General features: G+C 35.2%; 15 protein-coding genes. 10 read left to right on the forward strand and 5 right to left on the reverse strand.

Translation table 11 applies throughout. From position 1 onward, the window contains the following. Window positions 1-6: 6 nt before the first annotated feature. From H0Z29_00775 to H0Z29_00795, 5 genes are read right to left on the reverse strand one after another with little or no spacing between them, the layout of a single operon-like run. A complete protein-coding gene (locus tag H0Z29_00775) occupies window positions 7-2,874 on the reverse strand; it encodes a glycoside hydrolase family 2 protein (GenBank protein ID MBO8130031.1) in 2,868 nt (955 codons plus the stop codon). 23 nt (window positions 2,875-2,897) lie between these two features. Continuing rightward, on the reverse strand, window positions 2,898-4,943 hold the full coding sequence (locus H0Z29_00780) for a glycoside hydrolase family 65 (protein ID MBO8130032.1): 2,046 nt from the start codon (window positions 4,941-4,943) through the stop codon (window positions 2,898-2,900). A 58-nt stretch (window positions 4,944-5,001) separates the two neighbouring features. Continuing rightward, window positions 5,002-5,193, reverse strand: coding sequence for a hypothetical protein (locus tag H0Z29_00785; protein MBO8130033.1), 192 nt, complete (start codon window positions 5,191-5,193; stop codon window positions 5,002-5,004). 3 nt (window positions 5,194-5,196) lie between these two features. Beyond that, window positions 5,197-6,600, reverse strand: coding sequence for a hypothetical protein (locus H0Z29_00790; GenBank protein ID MBO8130034.1), 1,404 nt, complete (start codon window positions 6,598-6,600; stop codon window positions 5,197-5,199). Window positions 6,601-6,631: 31 nt separating this feature from the next. Beyond that, on the reverse strand, window positions 6,632-9,454 hold the full coding sequence (locus H0Z29_00795; GenBank protein ID MBO8130035.1) for a glycoside hydrolase family 2: 2,823 nt from the start codon (window positions 9,452-9,454) through the stop codon (window positions 6,632-6,634). 525 nt (window positions 9,455-9,979) lie between these two features. On the opposite strand from H0Z29_00795, the gene H0Z29_00800 reads away from it, so the two are divergent. The 10 genes from H0Z29_00800 to rhaM are packed head-to-tail and all read left to right on the forward strand — an operon-like array spanning window position 9,980 to window position 24,009. Further along, complete coding sequence (locus H0Z29_00800; protein ID MBO8130036.1) at window positions 9,980-12,250, forward strand: pyruvate dehydrogenase; 2,271 nt, start codon at window positions 9,980-9,982, stop codon at window positions 12,248-12,250. A gap of 5 nt (window positions 12,251-12,255) precedes the next feature. After that, window positions 12,256-14,265, forward strand: a complete 2,010-nt coding sequence (locus H0Z29_00805; protein ID MBO8130037.1) for an SDR family NAD(P)-dependent oxidoreductase — start codon at window positions 12,256-12,258, stop codon at window positions 14,263-14,265. 10 nt (window positions 14,266-14,275) lie between these two features. Beyond that, on the forward strand, window positions 14,276-15,574 hold the full coding sequence (locus H0Z29_00810) for a zinc-binding dehydrogenase (protein MBO8130038.1): 1,299 nt from the start codon (window positions 14,276-14,278) through the stop codon (window positions 15,572-15,574). 17 nt (window positions 15,575-15,591) lie between these two features. Next, complete coding sequence (locus H0Z29_00815) at window positions 15,592-16,794, forward strand: hypothetical protein (GenBank protein MBO8130039.1); 1,203 nt, start codon at window positions 15,592-15,594, stop codon at window positions 16,792-16,794. After that, a complete protein-coding gene (locus tag H0Z29_00820; protein MBO8130040.1) occupies window positions 16,772-17,488 on the forward strand; it encodes a 2-oxo acid dehydrogenase subunit E2 in 717 nt (238 codons plus the stop codon). Before H0Z29_00815 ends, H0Z29_00820 begins: the two co-directional genes overlap by 23 nt. 14 nt (window positions 17,489-17,502) lie before the next feature. Beyond that, the gene (locus tag H0Z29_00825) at window positions 17,503-18,978 is read left to right on the forward strand and encodes a rhamnulokinase (protein ID MBO8130041.1); all 1,476 of its coding nucleotides are present in this window, start codon (window positions 17,503-17,505) and stop codon (window positions 18,976-18,978) included. Continuing rightward, entirely contained in the window at window positions 18,971-20,230 is a 1,260-nt protein-coding gene (locus H0Z29_00830; GenBank protein MBO8130042.1) for an L-rhamnose isomerase, read from the forward strand. The genes H0Z29_00825 and H0Z29_00830 overlap by 8 nt, the downstream gene beginning before the upstream one ends. Before the next feature lie 27 nt (window positions 20,231-20,257). Further along, a complete protein-coding gene (locus H0Z29_00835) occupies window positions 20,258-22,375 on the forward strand; it encodes an alpha-glucosidase (GenBank protein ID MBO8130043.1) in 2,118 nt (705 codons plus the stop codon). Next, complete coding sequence (locus H0Z29_00840; GenBank protein MBO8130044.1) at window positions 22,376-23,698, forward strand: glycoside hydrolase family 88 protein; 1,323 nt, start codon at window positions 22,376-22,378, stop codon at window positions 23,696-23,698. Continuing rightward, complete coding sequence (rhaM, locus tag H0Z29_00845) at window positions 23,695-24,009, forward strand: L-rhamnose mutarotase (GenBank protein ID MBO8130045.1); 315 nt, start codon at window positions 23,695-23,697, stop codon at window positions 24,007-24,009. Before H0Z29_00840 ends, rhaM begins: the two co-directional genes overlap by 4 nt. The last annotated feature ends 18 nt before the right edge of the window (window positions 24,010-24,027 follow it).

Genomic DNA, 24,027 nt, shown 5'->3' on the forward strand with positions numbered 1-24,027 from the left:
TTATTCTCATGGTTTAATTTCTTCTGCTGGAAATATCCTCACAGGACCTAAAAGTCCTGATTCGACAGGTTTCCAATGTTTTGCCGTAAATAGCCTATCTTGCCCCATATTCTCTCTTCTTCGTGGTGGGAAATTAATATTATAAAACTTTTTCCAAATTATCCCGTTCCTATCAAGATATGCTATACCATTTGCCATCAAATTGGTTACTTCAATTTCAAGAAGATTATTCTCCTTTAACATTTTAGAATCTATTAAAATTTCAAATGGTGGCATTATTAACGTAGCTACCTCATTACCATTTATAAACACCCTTGCAGTTTCTTTCACTTTTCCCAGGCTAAGAACAAGATATTTTTGTTTAATAGCTGGCTTTTTAAATCTGATTTGATATTTTGCAACACCTGAAAAGGAAGCCCATAGTGTATCCGGAAGGAGATGCCAAGATTTTAGTTCTTCTAACTCCAGCCTTTCAGGAAATACAGGGTTACCTTCTATCGGAGTTAATAACCATTTACCTCTTATTTCAATAGTATCGTCTTTACTTTTAGTAAAAAATTTATAATCTCTAACATTCACTTTTCTATTATAAGTTCTTATTATAACTGATTCTCCAGGATTCAAGGATAAAAATACTTCATCCATACCATTATGTTTCTTTTTCAAGCTGCCAAATCTTCCACTCATCGGATTAAATAAAACTACGGATCTACCACCATAGGCTATAGGTATAAAATCCTCTTCCTTTTTTTCTTCATTATTAACAATGAAGTATATAAAGCCACCCCGTATTTTTTTTCTAATAAAAGATAAACCAAATTTATGTAAAGCTTCTGATTTATAATCAAGCAATCTTAGAACTGAATCCGCAGGAACTGAACTAATTACTACACGCCCTTTCCCTGAATTATACATCTTATAACCAGCAAAATCAGTAAGTTCCGCTTCTATTTCATTTTTAATTTTCTCAAATTCTATGGTTTTGCTTTTATAGTTATCAAATCCTGATACTTTTTCTGGCAAACTTTTATTAAAGATTACCGTACAGCCTTCATTCGCCAGGCTTAAAATTTTTTTAAAAGTATTAAAATTAATATACTTACAATAAGGAACTATAATCGCCTTATAATTGCAACCCTTTGTTTTAATTTCTCCTCTACTCTCCTTGGCTTTTTGTAATAGTCTATCAGAAATATAATCGAAAGTATAACCATTTTTATATAATGATTCAGAGACATTATAAAAATCCGAACCTTCATAATCTTTTATCTCACCAGAAAAATGTACCAATAAACCTCTTGACATTTTTGACCAAAAATCATGAATAGGATAATATACAAGCACATCTGATGAGGGTTTTCCGATCTGTAAAAAAGACTGCACCCTAGTAACATATTCATTCAACTTATTAAAATGAGTCCAGAAAGGATTGGATGGAGAGAAATTTACAGATGCATAAAATAGCCATCCCGGCCATTCTTCTTCGAGAGGTGAATAAGTAGTCCCATGGTAAAATATGTGATTTATTCCTCCAAGAAAAAATAAATCGACACATTTTTTAACATCACCAAGAGTAGTTAAAAAATGTTCATTAAGCCATGTTGCAGCCTCAGCTGAAGTTAATTTTTTACCAGTAATGTTAGATGCCGAGGAGGCAAATTTAAATCTAAATATCTCATTACCCTCCGTTTCAGGTATATCACTATTTGCATAAAGATCTATTATATTCGCTGGAGAGCCATGTGCCTGGTTTCTTACAATGGATTTTTTTGAATGAGCCCACATTTTCCAGTTCAATGTAAACTCATCCAACAATAAATCAGAGATAGTTTCTCGATAGTCACAAAGTATTCTTTCTTTTTCTTCTGTAGTATCTTTGCCGAAAAATATATTTAAACACTTTTCGAGTTTATAACCTCTTCTATTTTTGAACTCTTTTAAAAAATTCCTTGTCCAGTTTGATTCACCAACCGCATCATCAACTTCATAAGAATCATTAAAAAATGCTCTTACATAAGGTTTTTTAACACTTTTTAAAGCTTCATTGAATTTAGAAAGATAATTGTACAGTGCATTTTTATTAAAATGATCAATAACAAATCCTTCACCCCCTGGTGCAGCTCTTTCAACCATTTTACCATGCCATCCGAGAAATAGAGCATAAATTGACCAATCACCTTCCGGTACTTTCCATTTTAACACACCATCTATATCAACACTATCAGTTAAATCTATATAGTTAGTATCAAATAATGCCACAATAGAAACAATTGGCAGACTTACTGGGAAACGTACCTGCTCAAGAGATAGTTCCTGTAAATTTTCATTCATTGAAATTGGTCTTTTGATATCCTTTATATCCTTTATATCCAATCGCTTATATATCGCTCTAATAAGGGGGCTTTGTATATATTTTATAGTATCCAAAAAAGTTGTACCCCCACGGGCTTTATACATTTTCAAAGCAATATACCTTGCTGCATCATCTTCTCCAACCCACGGTCCGCCAAATGGCCAGCCCGTACCAGTCGCCATATCCAATCCAAGATTGTACTTTTTCGCTAGCTTTAGCGTAAATTTAAAAATTTCGATCCATTCATTTGATAAATAAGGTATAAATTTCTCTTCATATCCATGGACGCCATAGATAGGAGTAAGCTCAAGACCTCCTAAACCGACTTCGGCATACATTTTCATCAATTTTTCCAGATTTTCTCTGTCAACAGCACTACCCATCCACCACCACCGTGACCATGGTTTTGTTTCTTTTTTAACCTCAGGCCATCTTACGATGTAATATTTCTCACAAAAATAAAGCCAAATTGTCAATAACGACAACAGTGTAAAAATTATAACTAAGACTTTCTTTTTCATTTTTTCTCCAAAAATTGAACCTATTATGGAAACCTTTTAAATCCTTCACATTTTACATCCCAGTCACCGTCATCGGGGAAACCTGGTGCCGAAGTATCTGGAGCACCATCCCATCCACCAGCCATCATAGCAATAGCAGTCAATAGACCTCCATTCCCAGGCAAATAAATAGGTAACCTATTTTCTTGATAATTGTGTCCATTTACTAAGTATCTATTTTTTGGAGTATTCATTAAAAGAGCTTTAATAGCAAGCTCTTTCTCTCCTAACCTTGCAGCTGTCATAGCAATCAATGGATAATCCCAGCCCCATGTCGTCACCCAGTTCCAATTTTCAAAAACCTTTTTCAAAGTTTTTCCCATGAGTTTTTCATCAATTCCTTCTCCAGGCAACATGCCTAAAGCACCAAGAACTGTTGGATGATCCCTTGTATGCCATGGATCGTCTAAAGTAGGCTCTTCCGTCTCCACATTTTGGTAATATTTGTCTTTATAAACTGGATATGGAGACAATTTTTCTAAAACATTAACCCATTTATCAGGTACCTTCATTCCTAATCTTTTCTTCCATTCTATTGCTACCTTTAGCCCATATCTCCAATAAGCAAGTTCAAATGTCGGATTAATTGTTTCCTCCGGTTTATATACTTCCTGAGCTGGAATCAAAGGCGGGCCTAAAATATACTCATCTCTATTCGAATCATACCTGGCATAAGAGGCTAAAAAATCAGCCGTCTGGAAAACTAAGTCTTTATATTTTTCCAAAATCCTCTTCTCTTTATAATACCTATACAATAATTCTGAATAATAAATTATATGCGGTTGTTGCCAAATGAGGAAAACACCCACACTTGAAGGGCTTTCTCTACCACATGATCCAACCATCTTGGGCCATCTGACACCTTCATACCCCTGCCTGATTGCTTTTTTTCTGGCTTCCGGTAATATTTTGAAGTACCAATCTAAGCTCCTCTCCAAGAGTTCTGGTCTCCCCCAAAGGACAAAATGAACAGCATGCCACCAATGCATTTCAAGGTGAAATTTGCCAAACCAGCTGGTACAGGTTAACCCTGTCTCCTGGGGAGGAAGGTTACCCGAACACTGGATTGCCGTCAAATATTGAGATAATATCACCCTTCTTTCAAGTTCTTTTGCTTCAGGAGACTTACAGTTTGCAAAATCTATGAAGGCTCCTTTATTCCAGTAATTTCTCCACCACGATGAGATTTCATTGAAAAATCTATCTGCCGATTTAATATTAAGTTCTTCTGGATACTCAGCAGAAAAATTAACCAGTAACTCAAATTTTTCCCCCTTTTCGGGAATCAATAAAAACTCATGCTTATCAATTCGTTCAAATATGCCTTTGTCAAACTTAATAAGAACAAAATAGGTTATAGAATCCAATTCCCTTTTAAGCAGGATTCTATCTTTCAATTCTTTTAAAATTACAGTAGAATGCTTTTCAGGACTGTCCCAATCGCAACCGGTTTTGCCCCATTTTAAAGAGGCGTAGGGAAATGAAAACAAAATACAAGGGGGATTTTTTTCAATCAAATCGCCTTTCATTTCAGTAACAATAATATCCTTGCTTGGAGATACACCAGTTTTTACAAAAACTCTTTCACCATTTAATTTATAATTACTTTCTATTATACCACTCCATAAATTCAACTTCTGATGGATATTGGTTACCTCCCCTCTCTTTATCTCTACTACACCATTACGAAAGTGGCATAGTCCAATCCTACCAAGATGGAATCTATGGGGATTCGCTCTGAGCCATGCACCCGCTTCTGTTTTCTGTTTGGAAGCATAGCTTACTTTCCTCCCGTCAACATCAAAGTATTCAAAAGTATCCTCCAGCTCATAACCTCCTTTTAATTTATTCCAGCCCCAGTTGGAAAATGTACCTAGTGGTATACCCTTTGAATAATAATCAAAAAATGTCTGAAATCCTGTTACATCAACAGTAAAAGCAAAATTACCATTGCCCACTGTCAAAGGACTAAGGCTATCTATTCTTGTAATTATAGGGTTATTCCTACTTACAACCTCATAACGATTTATTTTCTCCTCTCCGCAATAATTGAGTAGCAAAAAGACTAAAATAGAATAAATACATCTGTTACGCATTTTCCTGGACTCCGTTTGTCTTCTCCTTATTAATCCAGAAAGGTGATGTAGCAAACCATAGAATAGTGCCTATTATCATTAGATTCTTATTAACTTCAAGAGAAATGATACCTGCAAAAACGAAAAAAGAGGGAATGACCGTTAAAATAAGCCCTGCAAATGATAAAATTTTTAATACTAACATAATTTATACCCCTTTCATCAAATACTTTTTTTGGGATAGCTTGCTCCCTAATATATAAATCAACGAAGCAATAAACCATCCTGGTAACCCTAAAAAGTAAACCTCTAATCCATAATATTTATTTAAAAGCATACAAATGCCCAATGTAATGAGCCACGCTAATAAAGCTGCCCAGTTCAAATCCCTGTTAAAAAACTCAGCATAGCTTTGTTTTAACTTCAATCTTGGAATAACATATACATCCATAAATATTACCGCACCCATCGGCATCAATAACAGTCCATATATCGCTACAAAATCCAGCAACTTCATCATCAATGCAGGAAAACATGCAGCAAGTGTCGTAAATAAACCAACAACAAGAGTAACTCGCCAGGTTTTCCACTTAGGTCTTATCGATTGAATGGCAAGCCCGGCACGATAAAGAGTAGGATTAGAGGTAGTTAATCCCGCAATAACTACACATATAGCTCCAGTTACACCAGCTGCACGAAATGCAATCTGCCCTGGAGCAAATTCCATACTGAAATTTGACTCAACAAGATATAAGGCATATAAAATTCCCGACGCAATCCACGCAATAAAATGACCTATAAACATCCCAACAGCTGATGAAAATCCTTGATACCATCTTTTAGCATACCTTAGGATTGATAAATCTGCCATTCCTATATGCATTGCCATATTACAGAACCAGGCAAAAAACATAACATGCCACATAGTAAATTTGCTCTGTCCTGGCATCAATCTACCAGTCCAGATAGTGGATTTAGCAACACCCCAAAAACTATCAACTGACTTGACTCCCAATTCAGGTAGAACACCAATAGCAGCAGCTATAAATACCAGAATCATCCATGGAGCCGCTATATTAGCAAATTTTGAAACATAATTATATCCGTACATTGCTATAAAAGTTGTAGCCATTCCGACAATTATTACAGTTACCACCCAACCAGCTGTCGTTGGCAACCAGTCATTCAGAGATGGCATTTTCAAATGAAATGGTATACCAATCGCTGTTGCAGACACAGAAATCATAGCACCAGCAAGAAAACAGAACATCAAAGCATTGACAAAATTGTAAATTCGCACGACCTTTGTGCCAGCGATTTTCTCAAGCATATAATAAAGAGTCAATCTAAACCGTGTGGCAATCGGTGCTGTTAAGAAAGCCCAACTTAAAACCGCTAGTAAATTACCAAGAAACAAACCAAGAAATAAATCCCCGGCTGTAACACCATGAGCGACAAATAACGGTCCAATTACAAATTCTGTTCCCGCAGTATGCTCCCCTGCATACATTCCCAGAAAACTTTTCCACCCTTTTAATGATTTTTCTGGAACAGGCTCTCTTTCAAATTCATCAATAGAGTCTAATGTTTGCACAATTCCCTTCTTTGCCATATTAATTATCTCCCATTCTTTTCTATCACACTTATAGCCATCCAAAATAAAAATACAATTTATGCTTAAAAGTACCATTTAACTTGTTAAGATATCCCATGGGTCCCGTTGTCATTGCCCTTGCATTTATCTTCATTGACATTTTTGTCCCAATTGGAGGTATTGCATCCATTATTGATATATCTCCAGATGGCAATTCTGGTGACGGCTCTATCCCTGGCAAACCATAAAAATCGAACAACCTGTAATATAATCCACTATCACCACTTACTATGTAAAACTTCCCCTCCACACTATTAAACTCCATCCACACAACATCTTTGAAATATCCCTTAAACTCTGGATATATCCATGGACTCTCTCCCGTCGTTGTATTATTGTAACCATTCTCCCATACATCAAACCGAACACCATCTACCCTGTTCTTCCACACTCTATACGGTCCACATCCTAACCACTTTACACTCAACATATGACTCTCAGGGAATTCGAAACTTATACCACTGAAATTATACTCCCCATCCAACCTGTAACTGTAATCCAATTCCAACCATCCACTATCATATATTTTCCACCTCACGTAATTTATTTCACCGCTAAACCTGAAATCTACAACCCCATCCCCTTTATCTATTTTTACCTCTTCCAACTTCCCAGTTGTAGGAAATATCTCTCCACCACTGAAGCTCAGTCGCCTTCTATATCTTTTATTATATACATACACTATCTTACCTGTATTCTTACATAAACCAACCTCTATATCTCCTCCCTTCATTACTACAATACTATCTCTATCATCTATCTCTATACCCTTACTATCATCTCTCTTAACTATCTTATCCACATAATAACCTCCATTTTTTAACATCATATCCCAGTCCATAACTACCATACCAAACCTATCTATCGCATACACCTTTATTCCCTCACCTTTCTTCAATTTATCCTTAGGTATTTCAATAACCAGCTCTCCCTTTCCCTTTGGCTTTATGTCAGGACCTTTTACATCTTTCCTCCATATCACATCATGACCCGATATCCTCTCCCATGGATATCTATAACATACTACCTTCACTTTAAACATTAAATCATTCAAATTCGTGAAATCATATCTATTTTCTAGACTTAATATTAATCTATTACTCTTTATTCTCTTATCCAGCACTACAACGGGACTGAATATATCTCTTATTGCATAGAAACTTCCTTCCTTTTCCCTATGTGGTCCTAATACTCCATCAGGCGCATTTACTCCATTAACATCTATCATACCTCTTAAATCTGTCCTGACAACACCTTCATCCAATAACGCCCATAAAAATCCTCCAGCAGATAACTCCTCCCTGTACATCAACTCCCAATAATCTCTTAAACCCGCTCCACCTCCTCCATCATTCTGACTATGTAAAAATTCTGTTGTCATATATATCAAACTGTCACTCTTTAGTATCCTTTTTACACTCTCATAACTCTCATAGTGATTCGTCTCTATACCACTGAAAGCATGCCCAGGCCTATGATGAGGATGTATAATAGGACGTCTCGAAGGATCCCATTTATGGAAATCATCATCAAGCTCAGGATTTGTTCCACCCTCATTACCATTACTCCAGAATATCACGCTCGGATGATTTACATCTCTTATGACCATCTCTTTGACTAATTCCTCACCTACCTCAGTATCATATGCATTATGCCACCCAGCAAGCTCATCTATTACGTATAAACCCAAAGAATCACAAAGATCAAGGAACGAAACATCAGGGGGATAATGGGAACATCTAACAGCATTCATATTCATCTCTTTTATCAACTTCACGTCCATCAAATCAATCTCAGGATTCAGACTCCTTCCCGTTTCTGGCCAGATACAGTGCCTATTTATTCCCTTAAACTTTATCTTTCTACCATTAATATAAATTCCATCCCCTTGTCTAACCTCTATACTCCTGAAACCAAACCTCTCTACTAATCTATGTAACACTTTCCCTTTTTTATCTCTTAAACTCAACCTGAATCTATACAAATTGGGATATTCACTACTCCACAATTTAGGATTCTCCACACTCCCTTTTAGTATTACCAGGCTATCTCCCTTCCCTACCTCACCTTCCATAATGCATACTACATTACCAGCTCCATCTATTATCTCCCCAATTAGCTCCCTTTCTCCTTCTACATTTCCTATATATACATAACCATCAAATCTCCCATCCATCTCCGCAACTATTGCTACCCTGTCTATATTTTCCCTTGGTTTACTTTCTATGTATACCGGTCTATATATTCCACCAAATATCCAGCAATCAGCATACCTCTCCGCAAGATTAACACTTCTGTTATCTGACATCTTCCATACATGTACCTCTAACTCATTTTCAGCTCCATATATTAGCTTATCACTTATATCATACCTGAATCGATAAAATGCTCCTCTATGCCTCTTACCAGCTACCTTTCCATTTATCTTTACCTCACAATCAGTCATTACCCCTTCAAAAACTATAAAATTTTGCCTATCTTGCAAACTATCGGATACATAAAACCTGTATCTGTATATTCCCTCTTCATTGCTGTATTTGTAATCCCTTCCATAAGTGTAATAATCCCTACCATAGTTATAATTGCCATAACCCTCCTGCTCCCAGCAGGATGGAACCCTTATCTTACCCCAATAACCGCTATTCCTGCCACCTGTACAGTAAAAATCCCAAATCACATCACTGCGATTATCAACGCCAGATAAATATTGACGAAGAGTTTTTGATCCATCCCCCACTAAATTTGAGTAAATAGATAAAACCATTATAACAAAAGAAAAAACATAAATACAATCCTTATTTTTTTTCTTCATTCAATTCTCCTTTCTACTAAACGGATAAAAACGAAATAGCTTTATTCCATAACCTCACAAATTTATTTTTATCTATCAAATATTCATTTCTTAATAAGAATTGTAGTTCTTGTATTTGATTCTCATTTATAGAACTATAAGGTAGAATATTTGCTTTCATATATCGTAGGGATAAAAACTTTGCAAAAAGAAAAATGATAAAAACAACAATCATTTAGTATACTTTTGATATCTCGAAATTTCCAATATTTATAATATTAAAGAAACTTGAAAACGTTACCATATTCGCAATATATCTCTAAGGCCTCAAAAAATCAATAAATTTTTGCACTTATCCATAGAGATAAAATCAAATGTATATAAAATTTTCATAAAAAATTGTTCCTGATTATAAAATATTTCCATATAAGACTTACATATAATGAAAAACTATCCTCAATATTAAATTGACAACCTCCGAGAATAAATTTAAATTAAAACGTTTGTATTTTTGACCGAATAACTTAAAAAATGAGGTGAGTCTAAATGGTAAAGGAAATATTAGTAAAACCTGATTTCTCTCCTAAACACTTGAACTTTAACCCTATCCCCTGTTTTCAGTATCAAGGACATCTGAAAGATGAACTCGGGAAAAGGCTCGATAAAGAAAAAATAGTTCTAATGTTCAAAACAATGCTGTTAATTCGCTATTTCGAAGAGATGATTGTAGAATTAAAAACCGGTAAATTTACTCCTATGGAAAATTTCAAATTTGTTGGAGCTACACATCTATCAATTGGTCAGGAAGCAGTGGCAACAGGAGTCATGGCAAAAATAAAAAAGGATGATTATATAACAAGTACCCATAGAGGACATGGACATGCAATAGCAAAAGGATTATGGGCACTTTTTCAAATGAATGAGGAAGAATTGTGTCAATTTTTGAACATAAAATATTCAAATCAATCAAAGAAAGAACTGTTGGAACAAGCAATAGATTTGCACCTATTAAAAACTGTTGGAGAGCTGTTTGGAAAAGAAATTGGGTATTGCCATGGGAGAGGTGGAGGTATGCACATTGCCGATTTTAATGTCGGACATTTGGGTGCTAATGCTATCGTAGGTGGGAGTTTTGCAATCGCTACGGGAGCTGCACTTGCTGAGTATAAATTAAAACGAGGTAGAGTAGTCGTATGCTTTATTGGTGATGGAGCACTGCACAATGGTATATCCCTTGAAGCAATGAATTTCGCTGCTCAAAAACAATTTGGTCAGGGGCTACCTATTATTTACGCAATTGAAAATAATCAGTACGCCATGACAGGACAAACAGTTGGTGAAGTCACAGGAGTGGATTATCTTGCCAGGAGAGGAGCTGGTATATCCACAAATAATATGAGTGCTGAAGTGGTAAACGGAATGAATATATTTGCTGTCTACGATGCCATTGATAGAGCCGTTGAAAAAGTAAATAATAATAATGGTCCTATTCTGTTGGAATTTATCACATATAGATACAAGGGACATTCATTGAGTGATAGCTGTACAAAATACCGATCCCCAGAAGAAGAAAAACAATGGTTAGAATTAGATCCAATTAATACATTAAAAAAAGAGTTAATAGAAAATGACATCCTGAATGAAAAAGAGATAGAAACAATCCAGTCTGAAACAAAAAATAAAATATATGATGCTGCAACTAAAGCGGCTAAAAGTGACTACCCGGATCCAAAGACTATTTACGAGGGGCTAATGACCGAAACCGTAGAAACAAAAGTTCATGACGAATATAAAAAAGTATCAGTAATTAAAGAATGGTCACATTACAGAAGAGATAGCCATGGTAGGATAATGTACAGGCATGCGGTGCGCGAAGCACTTGCAGAGGAAATGTTAAGGGATAATAGGGTCATTCTATATGGAGAAGACGTAGCTGATTACGGAGGAGCTTTCCAAGCAACCGCCGGTCTTTTTGAAACATTTGGTAGAGAGAGAGTATTTAATGCACCCATATCCGAGGCAGCAATTGTTGGTACTGCCTGTGGAGCTGCAATGGCAGGACTAAGACCTGTTGCCGAAATAATGTATATAGATTTTATCTTGCTCGCTATGGATCAATTAGGTAATCAGGTAGCAAAAACAAGATATATGTTTGGTGGTAAGGCTGAAATTCCAATGGTATTAAGGACAACAATAGGAGGTGGCAAAGGATATGCAGGACAGCATTCCCAGAGCCTCGAAGCTGTTGTAACTCACTTCCCTGGATTAAAGGTTGTCGCCCCTTCAACAGCTTATGATGTAAAAGGACTATTGAAAATGGCTATAAGAGATAATAATCCAGTTGTTTTTATTGAACACCAGCTCCTATATTCGGAAAAAGATGTCGTACCTGAAGACGAATATCTCCTACCTATAGGAGAAGCCACAATAAGAAAGGATGGGAAAGATTTAACAATTATAAGTTATTCTTATATGATGCTAAATTCTATTAAAGCAGCAAACCAGCTTGAAGAAGAAGGTATATCAGCTGAGGTAATTGATTTAAGAACTCTTATACCACTGGATGTGAATGCCATAGTAAATTCAGTAAAAAAAACAGGTAGAGCAATGGTTGTTTGCCAGGCACCAGAAGTTGGGTGCTTTGGTGAACACGTACTATATGAAATTCAGAGTAATGCATTTGATTATTTAAAAGCACCTTTAAAAGTAGTAGGAGCACGTAATGTACCACCACCGATGGCACCAACACTTGAATACGATAATATACCGAGCGTTGAAAGAATAGTTGAAGAAGCCAGAAAATTGGTAAATAGATAAATATAATGAGTATAGATAAACTGATTGAACTATCAAGATATTTTGGTAAAACTACCGACTTCGTCATCGCAGGTGGTGGTAACACCTCTTATAAAAATGGCAAAACAATTTATATCAAGGCAAGTGGAAAGAGTCTACAGGAAGCCAAAAAAGAAGACTTTATCGCGATCGATCGGAAAGCTGTTAGAAAAATTTTAACAAAAAAATACCCCACTGATCCTTTGGAAAGAGAAAATGAGATCAAGATAGATCTCCTAAATGCAAGACTAGATTATAAACCAATATCTATTGGTCCTAGACCATCAGTAGAAACAATCCTACACGAAATAATTCCATATAAATATATTATTCACACCCATCCACATATAGTCAATGCACTTACGTGCAGTATAAATGGTAAAAAAATAGCTGATAATATTCTGGAAATGGATTATATCTGGTTAGATTATACAAATCCAGGATATGAAACAGCTACAAGACTACTAAATGAAATCAAAAAATATTCTCCAGGAGAACTTCCTAAAATTGTATTAATACAAAACCATGGTCTCATAGTTTCAAGTAATACAGATGATGAAATTATCAACATGACATCCAGCTTAATAAATACCATTAGAAATTTTATAGAAAAAACTGGCAAAAAATTCTTCAAAGAAGTATTCAAAAAAGACAAACTATCGCTCGAAGAAAAACACAATATTTTAATGGTTGTATCCCCCACTTTAAGAGGTCTTTTATACGATGGAGAAAAAAAGATAATTACTTTTGATGACTCCGATATTATTCGATTGCTTACAAATTCTCCAGAGGGTAATAAAATTTCTCAAAAAGGGTCTTTTACACCGGATCATATTGTCTATTGCAATGAAAAACCTCTATGGATAGAAATCCCGGAAAAATATGATGATACAAAGATTATCGAAAATACAAAAAAGTCCTTAAACAATTATATTAAGACCAATAACAAAATCCCAAAGATTGTACTTATACAAAATGTTGGTCTGCTATCTGTAGGAACAAGCATAAAAGAGTCGATTATAGCCAGAACAGTCTATGAGGATTTTTTAAAAATTTTAAACAATTCAGAAGCCTTTGGTGGACCAAGATTCTTACCAAAAGAAAATGTTGAATTTATAGAAAAGTGGGAAGCTGAATCATACAGAAGAAAAATATCAATTACAAGCGAAGACAAAAGGCTAAAAAATAGAGTCGCCGTTGTAACAGGTGCAGGACAGGGCATTGGAAAAGGAATTGCCCTCGGTCTCGCTAAGGAAGGGGCATATGTTGTTATTGCTGATATAAAAGAAGATAAAGCAAAAGAAGTTTCTGATCAGATAAACAATTCTTATGGTGATAACCATTCAGACTATTTAAAAGTAGATGTGACAAATACCAAGCAAATAAAGGAATTATTCAAAAAAACAGTAAAAATATATGGAGGAATTGATATCCTTGTAAGCAACGCAGGAATATTAATATCAGGCCCGACTGAAAAGTTATCGGACGAGCAACTTGATATAATGACCGAAGTTAATTATAAAGCTTTCTTTAAGCTCGTAAGAGAATGTGCTCCGATAATGAGAAGGCAGACATCATACAACAATAAATATTTTTCCGATATAATACTTATCAATTCTAAATCAGGACTCGTTGGCAGTGCTGCCAACGCACTATACGCGGGTAGTAAATTCGGAGGAATTGGATTCGTCCAATCCTTTGCTCTTGAATTTGTTAAATACAATATAAAAGTCAATGCTATATGTCCAGGAAATTATTTTGAAGGACCATTATGGTCTGATCCAGAAAATGGCCTTTTCGTACAATACCTGAGAGCAGGAAAAGTACCCGGTGCAAAAACCGTTGAAGATGTAAGAAAATACTACGAGGCAAAATGTCCAATGAATAGAGGCGTTCAGCTGGAAGATATAAATAAAGCAATTATTTATGCAATAGAACAAGAATTCGAAACCGGGCAGGCAATTCCTGTCACTGGTGGGCAGGTAATGTTAAAATAAGTAGCAATTTATGGAATACACAGAAACATATGCTGTAAGAATATATGGTGAAAGAGATTTAAGATTAGAAAAGTTTAACCTACCCCCGATAAAACCAAATGAAATATTATTTGAAATATACACAAATAGTATTTGTTTTTCTTCCTATAAAGCAGCTCAGCAGGGGGCAAAACATAAAAGAATTCCAAAAAACATTGATAAAGAACCAACAATAATTGGCCATGAATTTTGTGGAATAATTCTTAAAGTTGGTGAAGAGTATAAGGGTAAATGGTTCCCGGGTCAAAAATGTACGATACAACCAGCAATTAATTATAAAAAAGGGCCGGTAGGTATTTTAAGTGCACCTGGATACAGCTATAAATACATCGGTGGGAATGCCACAAAAGTTATAATTCCTGAAGATGTACTAATTATGGACTGTCTTTTGGAATACAATGGCGATTCCTTTTACAAAGCCTCATTGGCAGAACCGCTATCATGTATCATAGGTGCTGTAAATTCACATTATCATATAGAAGTTGGTAAATATAAACACATACCAGGAATACGGATAGGTGGTACCACAGTAATTCTTGGTGGTGCTGGTCCTATGGGATTACTGGCAACCAGCTACTTTATAAACACCAATTCAAAACCTGGCTTGCTTATAATTGCTGACATTAATGATGAAAGACTGAAAAGAGCTAAGGAATTATTTTCACCAAAGGTTGCGCTTAAAAAGGGAGTCAGATTAGAGTTCATAAATTCATTAAAAATAAACATTGTAGAATATCTATCTGCCAAAACCAATGGGAAAATGGCTGACGATGTTTTTGTCATGGTACCAAATAGAAAAGTTGTAGAAACAGGACAGGAATTGATGGGATTCGAAGGTACGCTCAATTTCTTTGCCGGGCCTGCCGATAAAAACTTCACAGCTCAGTTTAACTTTTACGATGTTCATTATAATTATCATAAAATCGTAGGATCAAGTGGCGGTAATGTTGATGATCTCAGGGAAGCATTAAAGTTAATTTCAAATAATATTATTGACCCATCATTTATGGTAAGCCATATCGGTGGACTGGATTCAGTGATTGATACTGTACTGAATCTACCTTCTATTCCCGGAGCTAAAAAACTTATCTACACTCAAAAAAGTTTCCCTTTAACAGCTATTAATAAGATTGAACAATTAAAAGATAATGGCTACATCAATGGTGAATCAATTAATTTGTTAGTTCAAATATTACAAAACAACAATTATCTCTGGTCAGCTGAAGCCGAGGAATTTATTTTAAAATATGCGGAACCAATAAGATTATAAAGTATTAAAAGTGAAACATGAAAATTGACAAAGTCACAATCGACAATCTCGAAAAATTGTACTTAACAATAGGGGTAAATAATATCCCTGGTATAATTGTCTATGCCCCAAACACTTATCACTACACTCTTCTCAATCTAAACAACCTAGAAAAATATTTCTTTAAACTCCACGAAGAGAATAATCTTCAGGTAGCTGAAATTTCCGAGGATGTATTTGGAATTAGCCCAGTAATTAATTATCATAAAAATCCAGGTCCTGCGAGGAAAATTGCCGATAGAATTATGAAACTGGCAGATAAATTAAAAATTCATATAATTTCAATCGGAACTGGAGCCGATATTTATTCTCTCATGCAACTATCAGGCGGATATTATGATGTGCCAAAAGAGAAAAAAGATAAAGTGATGCAGATTTTTAAAAACCTTATAGATATTGCTGAATACATGGGTATTCTAAATATAAATGGTCACCGAGTAGCTACAATATTCCCCGAACGATTTAAAAGTATAAAAATTTCTCAACTCTCAGATGAATTGGGATTCGATGTGAAACTTGGCGGAATTGACCCAGATACAGAAATAACTGGAGCCGAAGCAAAAAACCTCGAACTTGCCATAACGCTGCAAAATTATTCCCCGCATGTATCAAGCACAGTTGAACTAATGTATCAGGCAGGTATGGAACCCTGTACCATCGGACAGATGAATCGATTTCTCAGGATAATGCAGGCAAACTCATCCAAAAATGTCGTCGCTCATATGGACACAGGACATGTAATCCCTTATGGTAAAGATAAAAAACAGGAAGATTACAACCTTCTATCCTATGCCAATATAACCTTCCCGAGATGGACAGTACATTTTAACGCCCTTTACAAAAATGAGCACAGAATGCCTACCTATGAAAACGTAAAAAAGGACTTAGATTCTATCAAGGAAAAACCAGACCCAGTATTAAGTCCTCACCCAGAAATGTATTGTGATGTATATGAGTGGCTTGGAAGAGTTGTCAGAAATTGCAGAGTTATACAGGTCTCACCAGAGCCAAAACCAAACAATCTTAAAAAACTCTCTAAAGAAGTTGGTGAATGCTGGGATATTTTAAAGGAAAAATTTTCTGATACACACATACCATATCCAGACATTGAAGGGATTTTAATACCTAAATCATTTTATGAAGATAATAGGAGAAGCAATGAAAGAAAACAACCGCAATGACAATCAAAAATACGAAGAAACTCCACTCCAAGGAGTAAGGAAAGCAATTGCAACGGCTATGGTTAATAGTAAATCTCCCATTCCACACTTTTATCTAACTATCGAAACTGATATGGATAATATTATTTTTATACGAAAAAAACTCAACAATTCACAAAATGATATAAAAATCTCATATAATGATATTATTATTAAAATAGTTGCAAATTGCCTGAAAAAATTCCCATATATGCGAACACATTTAATTGATGGTACATTAAGAACGTATAATTTCATCAATATAGGATTTGCGGTATCAACAGACTTTGGATTATTAGTACCGGTTATAAAGGATTGTGATAAAAAAAATATATTCCAGATAGCAAAAGAAACAAAAGAATTCGTAGAAAAGTCAAGAAATAAAAAGTTAAGAATACACGAGAGAGAAGGAGCAGTTTTTACCATATCGAATCTTGGAATGTATGAAATTGAAAACTTTTCCGCTATAATTAACCCACCACAATCCTCAATATTATCTGTTGGAACAATCACGAAAAAACCAGTTGTCATCAATGATAAAATTGAAATAAAACACAGAATGAAATTAACTTTGTCCTGCGACCATCGAGTAATAGATGGTGCACAAGGTGCAACATTTTTAATGGATCTAAAAAGAAATATAGAAAACCCAGCGGAAGTAATAAAAATAAATTAGTGAGGAATGCTTATATGAAATATCTTTTAGCAATTGACCTCGGAGCCGAAAGTGGAAGGGCATTTCTGGGAAAACTCGAGAATGAAAAAGTTGAGTTCAAAGAAATCCACCGATTCCAGAATAGGACTTACAGAATAAGAGATGGTCTCCACTGGAATATTTACAATCTTTATGACGAAATTTTAAATGCAATTCAAATATGTTATGAAAAAGAAAAAATAATTCCTGATTCTGTTGGAATTGATACCTGGGGCGTAGATTATGGCTTGATCAACAAAGCCGGGTACCTAATTGGATTACCATACTCGTATAGAGACCCACGGACTAATAATATAGTGGAAGACTTATCAAAAATAATTCCAAAACAAAAACTGTACGAACATACTGGCATACAGATAATGCAACTTAATACAATTTTCCAGCTGTATGCAGAAAAGAAAAACCACCCTGAGCTATTTAATGAAGTTGAAAAATTACTTTTTATACCGGACTTACTGTATTACTTTTTAACAGGAGAAAAAATTACAGAATTTTCCTTTGCTACTACATCTCAGTTATTCAACCCTCGCAAATTTAACTGGGAGGAAGAAATATTCAAAACCGTTGACATTCCAGTTGAAATAATGAATAAGGTAATAGATTCAGGCTCAATAATTGGCGAAATACCATCGTCTCTTTTAATAGACAAAACCATTGACAAAAAAATATTAGCTGTGGCAGTAGCAACTCATGATACAGGCTCAGCCATTGCTGCCATACCTGGGAAAGGTAATGACTGGGCATACATAAGTTCCGGCACCTGGTCTCTTGTTGGAATAGAAAGTAAAACTCCGATAATTAATGAACTCTCATATAAATACAATTTCACAAATGAGGGAGGAGTAGAGAGAACATACCGATTCCTTAAAAACGTAGTTGGTCTATGGCTACTTCAGGAGTGTAAGAGAAAATGGAAACAATACTCATATCCTGAACTTGTGGAAATGGCAAAAAACGCATCCTTCCTTGTCTCGTTTATAGATCCTGATGCTTCCGATTTCTTCAATCCAGAAGACATGCCAGAGGCTATAGTATCATTCTGTAGGAAAACAGGACAAACCATCCCCTCTTCATACGGTGATATAGTACAGATAATTTTACAATCACTGGCTCTTAAATATAGATTTGTAATCGATAGTATAGAGAAAATCACAGGGGTAAAAATTGAAAAAATATATATAACTGGTGGAGGAATTAATAATACCCTATTAAATCAATATGTGGCGAACGCCACAGGCAGAGAGATAATTATAACAACTTCCGAAGGAAGTTCTCTTGGAAATATAATGGTCCAGGCAATGGCGCTTGGAGAAGTAAAGTTCTTATCTGAGATAAGGAAAATCATCAAAAATTCAATTGAAATGAAAATATATGAACCAAAAAATGCTTCTCAATGGCAAGAAGCGTACATAAAATTTGAAAAATTGCTCAGGGAGTACCACAATGAATAACATTGAAAAGAGTTATGAATTAGCAAAAGAACAATACAGCGCAATAGGAATAGACGCTGAAAAAGCAATAAAAACATTAAATGAAGTATCCATTTCAATTCACTGCTGGCAAGCTGATGATGTCACAGGATTCGAAAAGGAACATTTTTCATCCGGGGGTGGCATAATGGCAACAGGAAACTACCCGGGAAAAGCAAGAAATATTGACGAGTTAAGAAAAGATATAGAAAAAGTTTTAGAAATGGTTCCAGGAAAACATAAACTTAACTTACATGCCATGTATGGCGATTATAGTAATGGCTTTCCTGGGAGAGACAAAATTGAAACAAAACATTTTGAATCTTGGATAGAATGGGCAAAAAATCTTGATATTGGACTTGACTTCAACTCTACTTTTTTCTCACACCCTTATGCCGATGATGGATACACATTAAGTCATACTGACAGAAATATCCGTGAATACTGGATAGAACATGCAAAAAGATGTAGATCGATAAGTAATTATATAGGAGAAAAATTAAAGAAAAAATGTATTCATAATCTCTGGATTCCCGATGGTTCAAAGGATATCACATTCGAAAGATTTCGGCATAGAGAACTGCTTAAAGAATCTCTCGATGAGATATTTAAAGAAAAATTCTCTTCTAACAATATGGCGGATTCCGTAGAAAGCAAACTTTTCGGGATAGGGTCCGAAGCATATGTAGTAGGTTCACATGAATTTTATCTATCTTACGCATTAAAGAATAATTTAATTCTATGTATAGATAACGGACATTTTCATCCAACAGAATCGTGTGCCGATAAAGTATCAGCACTATTTGTCTTTTTTGATGAATTATTATTCCACCTTACACGAGGAATTCGGTGGGACAGTGACCATATTGTAATTCTGAATGATGAGGTGAAAGATATACTAAATGAAATTGTACTCGCTGGTAAATTGAATAAATCTCATCTGGCCCTTGATTTTTTTGATGCTTCTATAAACAGGATTGGAGCTTACGTAATTGGTATAAGAGCCTTACAAAAAGCTATACTTTCTGCTTTATTATTACCAGTTGAAAGATTACGTGAATACGAAAGAGATAAAAAATACTTCCAGCGGTTAGCCCTTTTTGAGGAAACAAAAACAAAACCATTTGGATCAGTCTGGAATTACTACTGCTATATTCATGATGTACCTGTTGGCGAAGATTATATAAAAGAAATTGAGAAATATGAGAATGAAGTACTGAGTAAAAGAGATTAGTTCTTTAAAAACAACAAGGAGGCAAAAATGTCAAAGCAAAATCAATCAAAAAGGATCATAGTTTTATGTACAATAATATTTCTAATAGTATCGATATTATTCGGTAATGCAGAGACAGTAAAATATCGACTAAAAATTGATAAAAACGGTTATCCTATAATTACCATTGCAAATCCTTATGGTAAAAATGTCATTATCAAGGCAATATCCAAAGAAGAAGGAAGTATTGGGTTTTCTCAAAACGGTATAATAACATGGATAAAAGGTAAACCAGAAATAGAAAAATTGGATGACAAAACCAGCTACAGGTGGGTACTTGAAAACAATAAAGTATTTAACATGAAGGTAATCCCAAAAATAAATGAGATCATTTTTCAATTTAAATTGTTAGAAAACAAAAACCCAGAAAGAACCAAATGGTATTTAAATTTTGCTGCTTACAATAAAGAATATTTTACAGGTGTGATGGAAAGAGTAGTAGATGGTCATCAGAAACTTTCTTGGGCTGATGGAATAAAAACGGCACTAAATTTACATGGGGAAAAAGTCGAGGTTAAATTGAAACCCACTGTTTCTGCCTATGCTCCCTTTTTTATTTCATCAAGATACTATGGATTCTTTGCCATGACCACTTGGCCAGGAAATATTGATTTCTGTAATGAAAATATGAAAATGGTAAAAATGGATTTTGAAGGACCTGAATTGAACTTTAAAATTTACATAGGAGATCCCCTTAGCGTAGTTAAAAGGCATGCTCTGGAAACGGGACCCTCTTTTGTCCCACCGAAATGGGCATTCGGACCATGGAGATGGAGAGATGAACACAAAAACTTACCAAAATATTATGATAGTACTGAAGCTAAGACACCATATAACACACAATTGGTGGAAGACATTTTGATGATGGAAGCTCTTGATATTCCGTTAACTGCCTACTGGGTTGATAGACCGTGGGCAAAAGGTCCCAGAGGTTTTGACGACTATGAATGGGACACTGAGAGATTTCCGAAACCACAAGAAATGATCAAATGGCTGGAAAATAAAAATATAAAATTTATGCTCTGGATAGGCCCATTTGTCATGGGGGAAATGGCTGAATACGCTGAAAAAATGGGTTACCATCTGGAAAGTAAACCCAGAACAAAAGCCAAACAGGTACTAATAGATTTTACTAATCCAGACGCACGCAAGTGGTGGGGTGAAAATGGTCCTGCAAAAATGGCTAAAATGGGAGTAAAAGGCTTTAAACTCGATAGGGCTGATGGTGAGAAACTAATGGATAATCTTGACTTAAAAACATATGATGGAAGAACATATAGAGAAAACTACAACGACTATCCAGTTCAATATGTAAGAGCAACCCACGAAGCCGTCCAGGACGTATTAGGTAACGATTTTATCCTTTTCCCTCGTGCTCAATTTACCGGTAGTGCAAGACATGGTGGTTTGTGGGCGGGTGATACAAATGGAAAGCCTGAAGGACTTCGTTCCGTAATAATAGGAGTCCAAAGATGTGCGGTAATGGGTTATCCTATATGGGGATCAGATACTGGAGGATACTGGGGTGAATTCTCAAGGGAAACATGCATGAGATGGCTCGGGTTTAGTTGCTTTAGTCCAATTATGGAAGTTGGCCCTACATACAATAAGGGATTATGGGATAGCCCTGATGAACCACATTATGACACAGAATTACTTGCTACATGGAGATTATACTCAAAAATAAGAATGAAATTAATCGATTACATTCACAATCTTGCAAAAGAAGCATCAGAAACAGGAACACCAATTGTCAGACCACTTTTTTTGATTTATCCCGAACAGAAAGAAGCATGGAAAGACTGGCAGACTTATTTATTTGGCCCAGATATTCTCGTTTCAATCATATGGGAGACAGGGAAAGAAAAACATAGACTGTACTTGCCAAAAGGTGAAGAATGGATTGATGCGTGGGATACATCAAAAGTATATAATGGAGGCAAGTATATTGAGGTTGAATCACCAGTATATAAAATTCCAATTTTTATAAGAAAGGGCTCAAAAATTGACCTAGGAGACCTAAATGCTCTCTATAAAGAATCTCTTAAAATTGTTTCAAATAAACCTGAACTAACAGAACTTGAAAAAAAAGAGGGATGGAGATAAATGAAAAAAGTAAAAGTAATAATCAATTTAATTTTAATTTCTGGACTACTCCTGTATAAACCTATCTTAGCACAGAGAATTGTTAATGAAAGAATAATAAGAAAGGTAGCAGATAGGATTTTAGATGAAACTTCTTATGAATTCATTAATACGAAAACTGGAGAAAAATATAAATCACTAAAAAATGTCAAAATAACACCAGAAGTAAAAGTCGAAAGTAAATATAACGATTGGCACTACACCAATGGAGTATTGCATATAGCGATGATAGAATTATCGAAAACATTAAATGAAAAAAAGTACAAGGAATTCGTGGAAAAAAACTTTGAATTTGTTTTTAAAAATGTCAAATACTTCGATCCTTTGTACAAAAAAACTCTAAGAGAAGATGGCGATAAATGGTTAAAAGTAAGGTCAATAAACTGGCATATGTTTTTTAGAATGATCAGACTCGATGATTACGGTACTATGGCTGCAAGTCTACTGGAAGTACCAGATTGCATGAATAACAAAAACTACAGGGTATATATTCAAAAAGCCATTGATCATCTAATGAATGTAGAAACAAGACTCGATGATAGGACCATTTCAAGACTATGGCCACATGAGAAGACAATCTGGGCTGATGACCTGTATATGAGTGTTTCACTTTTAGCAAGAGCCGGCTATTATTTAGATAATAATAAATACTTCGATGAAGCGATAAATCAGGTTATAAGCTTCGACAATTATCTCTGGGATGATGTAAAAAAATTGTATTATCACTGCTATTACACGGATACAAAGACTAACGGCGTAGCTCATTGGGCACGTGCCAATGGATGGATAATGATGGCAATTACCGATTTATTAACCTACCTGCCAGAAAATAATCCTCAGAGGGACAAAGTGATTCGAATTTTCAATAAACAGGCTGAGGGAATAGCAAGATATCAAAGCGAAACTGGATTGTGGCATCAGCTATTGGATAAAGAAGACTCATATCTTGAAACATCAGCATCGTGTATGTTCATATTCTGCTTAGCACGTGGAGTAAATAAAGGCTGGTTAATAGAGGATTTTGCTTATGTAGCTGAAATGGGATGGAGAGGTGTATTATCAAAAGTCGACGAAGATGGCAATATACATGACATTTGTGTAGGAACGGGAATCATGCCTTCACTTGTATTTTACTATAAAAGGCCAACACAGGTAAATATACCAATGGGCGAGGGTCCATTCTTAAGAGCCGGCGCAGAAATATTAAAAATGAAAAGATATAGACCCGAGCCCGCAAGAACTAAATATGACAAAATAATAAAAGAAGCAGGAGTTGCAAAATGAAACGATACGCATTCAAAATGAAATTAAAACCAGGCTGCAAAGATGAATACAAAAAAAGACATGATAATATCTGGCCTGAAATTCTTGAATTGCTAAAGCAACAGGGTATCAATGATTTTGCAATTTTCTACGATAAAGAGACAGATTGTCTATTCGCTTATCAAAAAATATCAGGGGATAAAGATTCTCAGAGTCTTGGTAATTTCGAAGCTATGAGAAAATGGTGGGACTATATGTCAGACATTATGGAAACAAACGAGGACAGCTCCCCTGTTTCCATACCTCTTGAAGAAGTATTCTACATGGAATAATTATTAAATTAGAGGAAA

Source organism: Candidatus Neomarinimicrobiota bacterium, assembly GCA_017656425.1.
Lineage (GTDB): Bacteria > Fidelibacterota > UBA2242 > UBA2242 > B5-G15 > JACDNV01.

Coding starts and splice junctions, on each gene's coding strand:
- H0Z29_00775 (MBO8130031.1), bottom strand. CDS start 2,874: ATGAAAAAGAAAGTCTTAGTTATAATTTTTACACTGTTGTCGTTATTG.
- H0Z29_00785 (MBO8130033.1), bottom strand. CDS start 5,193: ATGTTAGTATTAAAAATTTTATCATTTGCAGGGCTTATTTTAACGGTC.
- H0Z29_00790 (MBO8130034.1), bottom strand. CDS start 6,600: ATGGCAAAGAAGGGAATTGTGCAAACATTAGACTCTATTGATGAATTT.
- H0Z29_00795 (MBO8130035.1), bottom strand. CDS start 9,454: ATGAAGAAAAAAAATAAGGATTGTATTTATGTTTTTTCTTTTGTTATA.
- H0Z29_00800 (MBO8130036.1), top strand. CDS start 9,980: ATGGTAAAGGAAATATTAGTAAAACCTGATTTCTCTCCTAAACACTTG.
- H0Z29_00805 (MBO8130037.1), top strand. CDS start 12,256: ATGAGTATAGATAAACTGATTGAACTATCAAGATATTTTGGTAAAACT.
- H0Z29_00810 (MBO8130038.1), top strand. CDS start 14,276: ATGGAATACACAGAAACATATGCTGTAAGAATATATGGTGAAAGAGAT.
- H0Z29_00815 (MBO8130039.1), top strand. CDS start 15,592: ATGAAAATTGACAAAGTCACAATCGACAATCTCGAAAAATTGTACTTA.
- H0Z29_00820 (MBO8130040.1), top strand. CDS start 16,772: ATGAAAGAAAACAACCGCAATGACAATCAAAAATACGAAGAAACTCCA.
- H0Z29_00825 (MBO8130041.1), top strand. CDS start 17,503: ATGAAATATCTTTTAGCAATTGACCTCGGAGCCGAAAGTGGAAGGGCA.
- H0Z29_00830 (MBO8130042.1), top strand. CDS start 18,971: ATGAATAACATTGAAAAGAGTTATGAATTAGCAAAAGAACAATACAGC.
- H0Z29_00835 (MBO8130043.1), top strand. CDS start 20,258: ATGTCAAAGCAAAATCAATCAAAAAGGATCATAGTTTTATGTACAATA.
- H0Z29_00840 (MBO8130044.1), top strand. CDS start 22,376: ATGAAAAAAGTAAAAGTAATAATCAATTTAATTTTAATTTCTGGACTA.
- rhaM (MBO8130045.1), top strand. CDS start 23,695: ATGAAACGATACGCATTCAAAATGAAATTAAAACCAGGCTGCAAAGAT.